Here is an 11,518-nt window from a genome sequence, read left to right on the forward strand (position 1 = left end):
GTCAGGCACCCACGAGATTGTCGGCGCCGCGCGGGCCGACGGCGGGCTCACCGGCCGACGGCAACTGCAGTTCGGCGGGCACCGGGATGTCGTACATCTTCGCGGCGTTGAGCCCAAGGATCTTCTTCTTCTGGTCGGTGGTGATCGGCGCGTATTCACTGAGGTCGTCGGGAATCTGGAAGTCGACGAACGCCTCGATCAACCACCGCGGCGTCCACAGTGCGTAGTCCGATGAGAATTGGATGCGGTCCTCGCCGACCCAGTACAGCAGTTCCCCGATGATCTGAGCGAAATACCGCGGCCTGGTGTGGATGAACGGCATCGCCACCGCGAGGCCGGCGTGCACATTCGGTTCCTGCGTCGCGATCCAGCAGAAGTCCTCGAGTCGGGGCAGTCCGCAGTGTTCGACAACGAAGTTCAAGTCGGTGAAGTCGGAAGCCACGTGGTCGACGTCGGCCACGTCGAACGCGTCACGGTCGAGCGGGCGGATGGTGGGCCCCTTGTGGACGTGGATGTTGCGGATGCCGAGGTCGCGGCAGGCTTCGAAATAGCGGTAAGCCCACGGGTCGTCGAGTCGCCAACCGCGCGAGTCGCCATGCCACTCGGCGGTGTAGAGCTTGACGCCCTTGAGGCCGAACGTCGCCGCGTCCTCGCGCAGACGGTCGAGTCCCGCTTCGCCGTTGCGCGGGTCGAAGTTGTGGTTGTACGTCAGCTGGTCGGGGTGTGCGGCCGCGAGTTCCGATGCCTCGTCGGTCTGCCCGAAGCCTTTGTAGTAGAACTCGCCGAGGTAGGCGGGCTGGAAGATGGCGTGGTCGACGTAGCCGTCGGTGAACAGGTCCTTCATCAGCCGGTCGGCGCCCTGATAGAGGTACTCCTCGTAGCTCCACACCTCGGATTCCGGCGACAGGTTGCGGTGGTAGTCATAGAAGCAATCGATGAACTGCTTGCCGTGGATGTTGCGCTGGTTCTCCGGACGCGCATCCCACAGGGCGACGTGGGCGTCGACGATGAAGTAACTCGTGTCGTCTTTGCGGTACATGGGCGGGGTCCCCCTCCGAGAGGCAGATAAGCGGCGGGGTGTGACAGCTGTCACATCCTGTGGCCGACTTTATGGCCCCCGAGCGATTCGGCCGAGGCGTCCCGCGTCTCAATCTGAGACAACGGACCGCCGGTTCGTGCCCCGCCAGGTTGGCAGGGTTTGTAACGTGGACCACAGTGAGGTAGGTAGGTGTCCGAGGACTTCGTAGACCGCGTTCGACTGCATGAACTGGCACACCGCGAGGCCAGTGGTCTGTCGCAACGATTGCTGGCGTCCTGGCAGCGCAGCGAGGACTACGGCGTTCCTCTCGAAGCGATCGAGCCCGTCTTCACCGGCACGGAGAACCTCGGTTCGTTGTTCTTCCAATGCGGTAACGAGGTGCTTGCCGACCTGCACAGCACTCTGGCCAATGAACCGGTCAGCATGATGCTGACCGACGCCGACGGTGTGGTGTTGTCGCGACTGTCCGGTGACCGCAGCCTGCTCGAGGCACTCGACGATGTTCATCTCGCTCCGGGGTTCGGATACGCGGAACGCGACGTGGGCACCAACGGCCTTGGCTTGGCGCTCGCCGACCGCGTACCGACCCTTGTCCGCGCCGACCAGCACTACGCGTTGAGCCTGTGCACTTTCACGTGTGCCGCGGTTCCGGTGCTCGACCCGGTGTCGGGCCGTCTTGAGGGCAGCGTGAACCTCACGACGTGGTCGCAGGCATCCAACGACCTGTTGCTCGCGCTGGCCCGATCTGCGGCAAGCAACACCACGGCGCTCATGCTGGCCCGCGGCACAGGGCGGCAGGCGCGACGTATCCCCCGCGGTCAGGTATTTCGGGTCGAGGTTCCGCGTCCCGAACCGGGATCCGGTAGCCTGCAACGGCTTTCGGCCGCGTGGAACAGTGCGGTCGCCCGGGCAGAACAAGCGATGATCGCCGGCTCGATCGTGGCGGCGGTCGGTGAGGCCGGTTCTGGCCGCGCGACGCTGCTCGCGCAGGCGGCGCGGCACACCTATCCGCGGGACCGCATCCTGTCCGCGAGCGCTCCTGGCCCCTCCGACATCCAGACCTGGCTCGGATTGTGGGCGCCGGAGCTGGGCAAGGCCCATACGGCCGTGATCGTCCGCGACGTCGACATGCTGCCCGCATGGGTGGCCGAGCGTCTGCGAAGTCTGGTGCTGCGAGGGGGAGGAGCCACATCGGTGCCCTTCGCGGTCACGGCGGAGAAATTCGGCGACATCCCCGCGGCACTGGCTGAGCTGGTGGACAGGGTGGTCCCGGTGCCTGCGCTCCGTGACCGGCCCGATGACGTGGTGCCGTTGGCGCTGCACGTCGCGGCGCGTGTTCGGGGTCGCGAGATCGACATCAGCCCGTCGGCAGCGCGGGCGCTGACAAATTACGACTGGCCGGGAAACGTCGACGAGTTGACTCGGGTGGTGTCACAAGCCGCAGTCCATGCAGAGGTCATCGACCTCAATCAGCTGCCGTCTCAGATCTTGGCCGGCAAGACCCGCCGTTTGTCTCGTATCGAAGCGTTCGAGCGAGGCGAGATCGTCCGTGTTCTCAACGACGACGCCTTGACGATGGCCGAGGCCGCCGCCGAACTCGGCATGAGCCGCGCGACGCTTTACCGCAAGATGGCCCAGTACGACATCCACGTTCCACGCGAGTCCCGTTGATCAGCCGACGGGAACCTCGTGCTGGTCCGCTTCGTCAGCCTGGGCGCGGAAGCAGGCGATACTGCCCGCGAAGCTCAGGAGGGCAACTGCACCGGCCATGGCCGCCGTCGCAGCATGTGCCGCGCTCCAACTCGCCAGGCACACCGCGACCGCGATGACCGCAATGAAGTTCAGAAACAGTCCTGTCGTCGCGATGGCCTCGGCCGTCCCCTCGTCGCTCATGACGGGCAGATTGCCCACTACAGCCGTCGTTGAAACCCAAGCCTCTTGCGGTAAGTCGTAGGTGTCTCGCCGCTGAACTGTGTGAAGGCTCGCGTGAACGAACTCAGGCTGTCGAAGCCCACCGCCGACGAGGTCTCCTGCACCGACTGCCTCGGACCGGCGAGCAGGGCCATTGCGCGCAGCATGCGCGCATGCAAAAGATATGTCCGCCAAGATAATCCGAGCGTGTCTTGAAACAACCGTCGTAAAGTTCGTTCCGATACCGACACAGCGCGGCCCACCTCGGCCGCCGTCACCGAGGCCAGGTGCTCCTTGGTGTACGCCATCGCCGCCGCCACGATCGGATGGTCCGACGTCGGCAGGCTCAGCGGTGCCTCGTGGTCGAGCGCCTCGGCCACCAGATTGGCCAATGTGCGGAAGAACGCGTCGGAAACGGCGTCGCCCTCGGCTCGGTCGATCGGCCAGCGCAGCGCGTAGATCATCATTTCGCGGATCAACGGCGACACCGCGAGGATGCGAGCCCGGTCGCCGCCATCGGTGACGAGCTCGCGGTCGAACATCACCGCCACGGTTCTGACATCGGGGTTCATGGTGGCCTGGTGATCGAGTCCGGCGGGGATCCACGCCGCCTGCTGCGGCGGAAGCAGGTAATGCGCCGACGCCGTCTCGACCTCGACCACCCCGCCGATCGCGTACTCGATCTGATGAACTTCGTGCGAGTGCCATCCCGTGATCAGCGCGTCACCCTCATAGAGGTAACTACCACCGAGCGCGTGCCCGCCGCGGCGCAACTCAATGACCGGTTTGACCGTTGAAGCCAAATCTCTGTCCGAAAGCGCAGAGACGGTCACACCGCTACACGGTACTAGTTGGGGTATGCAGACGGACGACCTGATCCTGGTGAGCATCGACGACCACGTGGTCGAACCCCCCGACATGTTCCTGCGCCACGTGCCCGCGAAGTACAAGGCCGAGGCCCCGGTCGTGGTCACCGACGACAAGGGCGTCGACCAGTGGATGTATCAGGGCCGACCGCAGGGCGTCAGCGGGCTGAACGCGGTGGTGTCCTGGCCCGCCGAGGAGTGGGGTCGCGACCCGGCAGGCTTCGCCGAGATGCGCCCGGGCGTGTACGACGTACACGAACGCGTGCGCGACATGAACCGCAACGGCATCCTCGCCTCGATGTGCTTTCCGACGTTCACCGGGTTTTCCGCGCGGCATCTCAACATGCACCGCGAACACGTCACGCTGGTGATGGTGTCGGCCTACAACGACTGGCACATCGACGAATGGGCGGGCAGCTATCCGGACCGCTTCATTCCGATCGCGGTGCTGCCGACATGGAATCCCGAGGCGATGGTCGCCGAGATCCGCCGCGTCGCCGCCAAGGGCTGCCGCGCGGTCACGATGCCGGAACTGCCTCACCTGGAAGGTCTTCCGAGTTATCACGACGACGAGTACTGGGGCCCGGTGTTCCGCACGCTCTCGGAGGAGAACGTGGTGATGTGCCTGCACATCGGCACGGGTTTCGGGGCGATCAGCATGGCGCCCAACGCGCCGATCGACAACATGATCATTCTGGCGACCCAGGTTTCGGCGATGTGCGCGCAGGATCTGCTGTGGGGACCCGCGATGCGCAGCTATCCCGATCTGAAGTTCGCGTTCTCCGAAGGCGGCATCGGGTGGATCCCGTTCTATCTCGATCGCAGCGACCGCCACTACACCAACCAGAAGTGGCTGCGCCGCGACTTCGGCGACAAACTGCCCAGCGACGTGTTCCGTGAGCACTCGCTGGCCTGCTACGTCACCGACAAGACGTCGCTCAAACTGCGCCATGAGATCGGCATCGACAACATCGCGTGGGAGTGCGACTACCCGCACTCCGACTGCTTCTGGCCCGACGCCCCCGAACAGGTGCTGGCCGAACTGAATGCCGCGGGCGCCGACGACAGCGATATCAACAAGATCACCTGGCAGAACGCCTGCACGTTCTTCAACTGGGATCCGTTCGCGCGGACGCCGAGAGACCAGGCGAACGTGGGGGCGCTGCGCGCCAAGGGGGCCGACGTCGACGTGTCGATCCGGCCGCGCAAGGAGTGGGCGCGGCTGTACGCCGAGAAGCACCTCACCAAAGCCTAGGAGCCAGCGATCCGCATCTGCGGATGAAAACAGGGGATTTGCCCGCATCTGCGGCTAGACTGCTGCGGTGGCATCAATTCGGGTCCGTGAGGCGGCCGAACTGCTGGGCGTCAGCGACGACACCGTCCGGCGCTGGATCGACGACGGCAGCCTGCCCGCAAGCCAGGACGAAGCGGGCCGCAAGGTCATCGCGGGCGACGTGCTTGCGACCTTTGCGAGCGCGAACGCCGCTGCAGCGCCGAAAGATCCGCTGAGCATCGCCAGCTCGGCGCGCAATCGTTTCGCCGGGTTGGTCACCAAGGTGGTGACCGACAAGGTGATGGCGAAGGTCGAAATGCAGTGCGGCCCTTCCACCGTCGTCTCGTTGATGAGCGCGGACGCGGTCCGTGAGCTCGGGCTGGAGCCGGGCAGTGTCGCTGTCGCCGTCGTGAAGGCCACTACCGTGATCGTCGAGACCGCGACGGGGCAGTCGTGAAACGACTGGTGATTGCCGCGTTGACGCTGGTGTTGGTCAGCGCATGCGGCTCGAAGGAAGAGGCCGCGCAGGCCAATACGGAGATCATCGTCTTCGCCGCGGCCTCGCTGAAGCAGACCTTCACCGACATCGGCAATCGGTTCAAAGCCGAAAACCCGGGCGCCTCAGTGGAGTTCTCATTCGCGGGCTCCTCGGATCTGGTGACCCAGTTGACGCAGGGCGCGCCGGCCGACGTGTTCGCGTCGGCCGACACCAGGAACATGGACAAGGCTGCACAGGCCGGACTGCTGGCAGGCGACCCGGTGAACTTCGCGTCCAACACGCTCACGATCGTCGTCGGGCCAGGCAACCCGAAGAAGATCGCTTCGTTCAAAGACCTGACGCGGCAAGGGCTCAATGTGGTTGCCTGTGCCCGCCAGGTGCCGTGCGGGTCGGCCACGCAGAAGGTCGAGCAGAGCACGGGCGTGAAGTTGAACCCCGTCAGTGAAGAGTCCGCCGTCACCGACGTGCTCAACAAAGTGGAAACCGGTCAGGCCGACGCCGGTCTGGTCTATGTCACCGATGCGATCGGCGCGGGCGACAAGGTCACCTCGGTGCCGTTGCCCGAGTCAGCGCGCGTGGTGAACACCTACCCGATCGCGGTGCTGAAGGAATCCAAGAATCCCGATTCGGCCCGCAAGTTCGTCGACCTCGTCACGGGCGAGGCGGGCCACAAAGTGCTCACCGCAGCGGGTTTCGCGAAGCCCTAGATCATGTCCTTCTCGGTGAGCCAGCGCATGATCGGCCATCCGACGAACACCGGCAGCCAGCACGTCAGTACCCGGTAGAGCAGCACCGACGGGACCGCGATCGCCGTCGGCACCCCGAACGCGGCGAGCCCACCGATCAATGCGGCCTCCACCGCGCCGACACCGCCAGGCGTCGGGGCCGCCGCCGCGAGGGTTCCGCCGACCATCGTCACCACCGTCACCGTGACGAACGACGTGTTGCCGCCGAATGCCTCGATGCTGGCCCACAGCGCCAGTGCCATCCCGAGAGTTGTTGCCGCACAGCCAAGTACGATCACGAGTAGGCGTTTGGGTTCGCGGGCCAACTCTGCGAGGTCGCCGAGCACCTCCTTCAGGCGTGGCCGCACTGCCGTCGCAAGCCACCGCCGCAGCGTCGGCACGAACAGGAAGGCGCCGACGAGTCCGAGCAGCACTCCGCCGATCAGGTACAGCAGGGTCGCGGACGGGACGAAGTGTGTCAGGTCGGCGGAGGCGCCCGCAGCGGCACTGAAGAAGATCAGCAACGCAAGGTGTGTGATGACCTGCACGGTCTGTTGCAATGCGACGGCCGCGGTGGCGCGCAGTGCACCGAGACCACCCTTCTGCAGAAAACGCGTCGACAGGGCCAAGCCGCCCACACCGGCGGGAGTGGTGGTCGCCGCGAACGTGTTGGCCACCTGCATGATCGTCAGGTTCCCGAAGCTGACCAGCCCGTCGGCGCATGCCCACAACGCCGCTGCCGCACCGATGTATGTGAGCCCCGACACCGCGAGTCCCATCAGAGCCCACCACCAGTTCGCCGTCCGCAGCTCTGCGAAGAATGCGGGCACCGTGCTGATGAACGGGTAGGCGACGTAGACCAGAGCTACGAGCAGTACGAGCTGGATCACCTGCTTACGGGTGAACCGGGTGATGGTCTCCGTCTTGATTCGATCGGCGCCGGTGCACCGCTTCACTTCGTCGCGGGCCGAGGACATCGCGGCTGCGGGGTCGGTCACCGATTTGCGGATCCGTGACGGCATCGCCGACCTCGTCAATCGGCGGGATGCTTTCAACACCGCCTCTTTGCCGAAGACATCGATCGCTGCGCCGACTGCGGCCGCCGCACCGTACAGATCCGTCGTTGTCACGAGCAGTTGGGCGACGTCGGCCTCTAGTTGCTCGTCGGTGGCGCCGTACTCGGCACTGCCGAAGCCGCCGAAACACGCAGTGCCGTCGACGATCGTGATCTCGTCGGCGCGAAGGTCGCCGTGCGAGATCTGGCAATCATGCAGCGTGCCCAGCGATTCCCACACCCAGTCGACGCAGCCCTCCTCGGTGCAGTCCTTGATCGGCGTACCGGCTGGCGGCGTGTGCGCGTAGAGGGTCCATCCGCGGTCGAGTGGTGTCATCACCATCGTCGAGGAGTTGGCAACTCCTAGTTCGCCGACCGCGATCGCCATCAACGCGCGATGCTCGACGGCGCGCTGCATGGAGGCCTGCAGCGGTGACGTTTCGCTGTTGCGCAGTCGCAGCCACCGCCAGAACTGGCGCATGATGCCGCCGCTGCGTTGATTGGGGCCATACATCTCGACGACCGCAACCGCCTCAGGATCGGCGGACTTGGCCGACAGCACCAGCGGCCCCGCGCCGGCGGGCCGCACTACCGTCAACGTCGATGCCAGGAACCCACGGCGCGCAAGGGCACGGACGGCGCCGTCGAGCGGAACCTCCAGAGCCGGCGTGCCGACCGCGAGGACCACCAGCGCGCCGACGAACCATCCGACGGCGAGCCCGAGCAGCGACCGGGCGGGCACCACCGCACTGACGACGAGATGGATTGGCACGAAGGCGAGTAGCAACGCCCACCACCACCGCCGCCACCGTGCAGGCAGCCATGGCCCGGACACGGTCAGCACCGCGGCGAGCATGGCGATCCAGCGCGGGTCGTCGAGGAACTGCGACAGCAGCGTGTCGAGCCGATCGGACAAGTCGAGATGCCATCGCGGCGCCGCGATGCCGTTGCCGGTGATGGACAGGGAGATGAATGCCAGGACCGCCGCCGCGGCGTATGCGCCCAGCAGCTTCCACTGGCGCGCGACGATCAAACCGATCAGGATCGCGAACGGCAGCGCCAAGATTGCGAGGCCGTAGATGAGGTACACCAGGTTGGACTGGGTGGGCGTCAGCACCCCGACGATCTCGGAGATCGATTTCTCCAGTGCGACCCATTCGTTGCGGGTGATCAGCGAGCTCGTCACCACTGCCGCCAAGAACACCGTGGCCAGAGTGAGCCGCAGGATGTCGTTGGTCCGGCGGGTCAGTGGTTGCAGCAAGCTGCCCGAAACGGTGATGTCGCGCCCGTCGACTCGCATGTCCCTGAATCTTTGCACGCGTCCCACGCGTGGAGGCGTTAACGCGCGCCGACGGACACCAGCTGACGCAACGGCCGTCCTGCCGTTTCACGCATGGTGAGCAGTGTGAGGAGGGTGACGACCGCCGCGGCGATCACGTAAAACGCGGGGGCCACGTCATTGCCGGTGCGGGCCACCAGCCATGTCGCGACATACGGTGCCGTCCCTCCGAACACCGCGACCGAAAGGTTGTAGCCGACGGAGTAGCCGCTGGAGCGCACGCGCGTGGCGAACAGCTCCGCGCCGGCCGCCAGCGATGCGCTGACGAACACCGACTCGATCGCCGAGAGCGCCGCATGAGCAGTGATCGCCGCAGCCAGGTCGCCGGAGTTCAACAGCAGGAACAACGGATAGGTCAGCACCGCGAAGCCGATTGCTCCCGCGAAGAGCAGTGGCCTGCGGCCGATCCGGTCCGACAGCGCACCCAGCGGTGGGATGAGCACGATCGCGACGACGCTCGCGACGGCGATGGAGACGAACGCGTCGAGCTTCGTGAAGTGCAGCGTCTTCGTGAAGTAGCTTGGCAGGAAGGTGAATACGACGTAGAAGCCGACGTTGTGGATCACTACCAGGCCGGCGATCTGAAGGATCTGCCGCCAGGACGAACGGAACGCCTCCCTCAGCGGCGACGTGGCCACGTCGCCCTCCTCACGCAGCGCCTCGAATTCCGGTGTGTCCTGCAGACGCAGCCGGATGTACAGGCCGACAACGCCGATCACCCCGGCAATCAGGAAGGGGATGCGCCAGCCGTATTGGCTCATCGCGGTGTCACCCAGCACCGCTTCCAGACCGGTCACCGTGAGCGAGCCCAACAGAAAGCCGACGATCACCGACCAAACCAGGAACGACACCACGAAGCCGCGGTGCTTGTCGCGTGCATACTCGGCCAGGAAGCATGCACCACTGCCGTATTCGCCGCCCGCCGAGAAGCCTTGCACGCAACGCAGCAGCAGCAACAACAGCGGTGCGGCGATGCCGATGACGGCGTAGCTGGGCACCAGGCCGATGATGAATGTCGAACCCGACATGAGCAGGATGACAAGGGCGAGAACCCGCTGGCGACCGATCCGGTCAGCGAGTGGACCGAAGAAGAATCCACCCAGCGGGCGCATGAAGAACGCGGCGGCGAAGATGGCGAAGGTGTTGAGCAGCGCCGTCGTCTCGTTGCCGGTGGGGAAGAACTTCTCCGCGATGTACGTCGCAAGGAACCCGTAGACCGCGAAGTCATACCACTCGACAAGATTGCCGATGGACGCGCCGCGGACAGCCCTTCTGACCGCCCGTGGGTCCGCGTCTGTGCGGATGTCCGACGACATACCCCTGCATTCCCACTGCGCCGGACGCGTAACCACGCCACTACACGGGCGCGGAAACTTGTGTGAGTTTCGAACGCCCGCGCAGCATCTCCGAGCCTTGCACGGCCCAGCATCGGCGCTCGGCTTCACCGGCGCGATCGATTGCCGCGCTCGAACACAGCACCCGGCCCTGGAAATCCTTGGCCCGGTCGGCCAACCGGGCTGCTTCGTTGACGGCATCGCCGACGACCGTGTATTCGTAACGGTTTTCCGCGCCGATGTTGCCTGCGAAGACGGGTCCGGCGGACACTCCGATGCCGAAGTCCAGCATTAGTCGCCGCAACTCGTCGCCCAGCGCGCGTGCGGTGGCCAACGCGGCGGTCGCAGGATCATCGATGCGCAGCGGTGCGCCGAAGACGGCCAGCGCCGCGTCACCCTGGAACTTGTTGATCAGGCCGTCGCGCTTGTCGACTTCCGCGACAACGATTCGAAAGAAGTCGTTGAGCACCGCGGCGACCTCGTGCGGTTCGCGCGTCGCCGCCAACTGTGTCGAGCCCACCAAGTCGACGAACAGGATCGCGGCGTCGCGCTCATCGCCTGCCACCGATTCGTGTTCGTCGACAGCGCGCCGAACCACTTCTTCACCGACGTGTCGGCCGAATAGATCTCGCAACCGGTCGCGTTCGCGCAACCCGGCGACCATGCGATTGAATCCGCTTTGTAACTGCCCGATTTCGGATCGCTCGTAGACGTCGATCCGTTGGCCGAGTTGGCCGCGCTCAACCTCCGCCATACCGTTGACGACCTCGTGTATCGGAGTAGAGATCGACGACGACACCAGGATCATCGCACGTAGACCCAGCACCACCGCGACGAGTGCGAGCACCAGCACCGGCACCTCGATGGCAGCGTCGGGCTGGATGATCCAGCCGTTGGCCCGCAGCATCACCAGCACCACGATGCCCGCGCCCGGCAGGGCGGAACAGATGATCCACATCAGGACCATCCGCGCCCGCACCCCTGGCGCTCGTTCGGCGTGTTCGAGATCGACTGTGGTGGCGACCATCAGGGCGCGTAGCGCTCGCTGGGTGAACAGGAAGCCGGTGCACACGGTGGCGGCCGCACCGAACATGGCCGCGGACACGATCAGGATCCAGACGCGGGGGCCGCCGCCGATGTTCAACGGAATAGTGACAGCGGCAGCAGCGACCCACGGAGTGAGCAGGATCGCGGTTTGCCGCCTGCTGATGTTCGGCGTCTTGCGAGAGGTCCTGGCCCGACGAAGCGCGCGTGCGACCAATGCGACGCTGCCCAGCGCGACGCAGATCGTTGCGGCGATGACGATTGCGACGGACGCGATCAGATTCTCGACGCGTAGGACTGACTGCGCCTCCAACACCGTCTCTCGGCTGACCGAGATGACGATCGCGACCACCTCGACCGCCGTCAGCAGATAGGCGAACGCAAGGCCTGCCGCGTATCGAACGACCAGGCTGCGGGGCCTCATCGGCCCATAG

Annotated in this window: 10 protein-coding genes; 4 read left to right on the forward strand and 6 right to left on the reverse strand. The window is 65.5% G+C overall.

Annotated elements, in window-relative coordinates; translation table 11 throughout:
• Position 1: 1 nt before the first annotated feature.
• Positions 2 to 1,039, reverse strand: coding sequence for an amidohydrolase family protein (locus tag ACGFK1_RS17230; RefSeq protein WP_393431393.1), 1,038 nt, complete (start codon positions 1,037 to 1,039; stop codon positions 2 to 4).
• A gap of 189 nt (positions 1,040 to 1,228) precedes the next feature.
• On the opposite strand from ACGFK1_RS17230, the gene ACGFK1_RS17235 reads away from it, so the two are divergent.
• Positions 1,229 to 2,710: a helix-turn-helix domain-containing protein gene (locus tag ACGFK1_RS17235; protein ID WP_393431395.1), complete on the forward strand. Its 1,482-nt coding sequence runs from the start codon at positions 1,229 to 1,231 to the stop codon at positions 2,708 to 2,710.
• Here ACGFK1_RS17235 and ACGFK1_RS17240 read toward each other — a convergent pair whose 3' ends face one another.
• Entirely contained in the window at positions 2,711 to 2,932 is a 222-nt protein-coding gene (locus ACGFK1_RS17240) for a hypothetical protein (protein ID WP_393431398.1), read from the reverse strand.
• Positions 2,933 to 2,949: 17 nt separating this feature from the next.
• On the reverse strand, positions 2,950 to 3,783 hold the full coding sequence (locus ACGFK1_RS17245; protein ID WP_393431400.1) for an AraC family transcriptional regulator: 834 nt from the start codon (positions 3,781 to 3,783) through the stop codon (positions 2,950 to 2,952).
• Positions 3,784 to 3,808: 25 nt separating this feature from the next.
• On the opposite strand from ACGFK1_RS17245, the gene ACGFK1_RS17250 reads away from it, so the two are divergent.
• From ACGFK1_RS17250 to modA, 3 genes are all read left to right on the forward strand, one after another.
• A complete protein-coding gene (locus tag ACGFK1_RS17250; protein WP_393431403.1) occupies positions 3,809 to 5,071 on the forward strand; it encodes an amidohydrolase family protein in 1,263 nt (420 codons plus the stop codon).
• 67 nt (positions 5,072 to 5,138) lie between these two features.
• Positions 5,139 to 5,546 (forward strand): molybdopterin-binding protein, encoded by a 408-nt coding sequence (locus tag ACGFK1_RS17255; protein WP_393431405.1) that lies wholly within the window; start codon positions 5,139 to 5,141, stop codon positions 5,544 to 5,546.
• Positions 5,543 to 6,295, forward strand: a complete 753-nt coding sequence (modA, locus tag ACGFK1_RS17260) for a molybdate ABC transporter substrate-binding protein (RefSeq protein WP_393431408.1) — start codon at positions 5,543 to 5,545, stop codon at positions 6,293 to 6,295. The genes ACGFK1_RS17255 and modA overlap by 4 nt, the downstream gene beginning before the upstream one ends.
• Here the strand turns inward: modA and ACGFK1_RS17265 are convergent.
• Genes ACGFK1_RS17265 through ACGFK1_RS17275 form a run of 3 tightly spaced genes read right to left on the reverse strand, consistent with a single transcriptional unit; the run spans position 6,292 to position 11,508 of the window.
• Positions 6,292 to 8,667 (reverse strand): lysylphosphatidylglycerol synthase domain-containing protein, encoded by a 2,376-nt coding sequence (locus ACGFK1_RS17265; protein ID WP_393431410.1) that lies wholly within the window; start codon positions 8,665 to 8,667, stop codon positions 6,292 to 6,294. The genes modA and ACGFK1_RS17265 overlap by 4 nt on opposite strands.
• 38 nt (positions 8,668 to 8,705) lie before the next feature.
• Complete coding sequence (locus ACGFK1_RS17270) at positions 8,706 to 10,022, reverse strand: MFS transporter (RefSeq protein WP_393431413.1); 1,317 nt, start codon at positions 10,020 to 10,022, stop codon at positions 8,706 to 8,708.
• A 40-nt stretch (positions 10,023 to 10,062) separates the two neighbouring features.
• On the reverse strand, positions 10,063 to 11,508 hold the full coding sequence (locus tag ACGFK1_RS17275; protein ID WP_393431416.1) for an adenylate/guanylate cyclase domain-containing protein: 1,446 nt from the start codon (positions 11,506 to 11,508) through the stop codon (positions 10,063 to 10,065).
• Positions 11,509 to 11,518: the final 10 nt, after the last annotated feature.

It is taken from the genome of Mycobacterium sp. NPDC048908 (assembly GCF_043197955.1).
Taxonomy (GTDB): domain Bacteria; phylum Actinomycetota; class Actinomycetes; order Mycobacteriales; family Mycobacteriaceae; genus Mycobacterium.

Coding starts and splice junctions, on each gene's coding strand:
- ACGFK1_RS17265 (WP_393431410.1), bottom strand. CDS start 8,667: ATGCGAGTCGACGGGCGCGACATCACCGTTTCGGGCAGCTTGCTGCAA.
- ACGFK1_RS17230 (WP_393431393.1), bottom strand. CDS start 1,039: ATGTACCGCAAAGACGACACGAGTTACTTCATCGTCGACGCCCACGTC.
- ACGFK1_RS17275 (WP_393431416.1), bottom strand. CDS start 11,508: ATGAGGCCCCGCAGCCTGGTCGTTCGATACGCGGCAGGCCTTGCGTTC.
- ACGFK1_RS17250 (WP_393431403.1), top strand. CDS start 3,809: ATGCAGACGGACGACCTGATCCTGGTGAGCATCGACGACCACGTGGTC.
- ACGFK1_RS17270 (WP_393431413.1), bottom strand. CDS start 10,022: ATGTCGTCGGACATCCGCACAGACGCGGACCCACGGGCGGTCAGAAGG.
- ACGFK1_RS17240 (WP_393431398.1), bottom strand. CDS start 2,932: ATGAGCGACGAGGGGACGGCCGAGGCCATCGCGACGACAGGACTGTTT.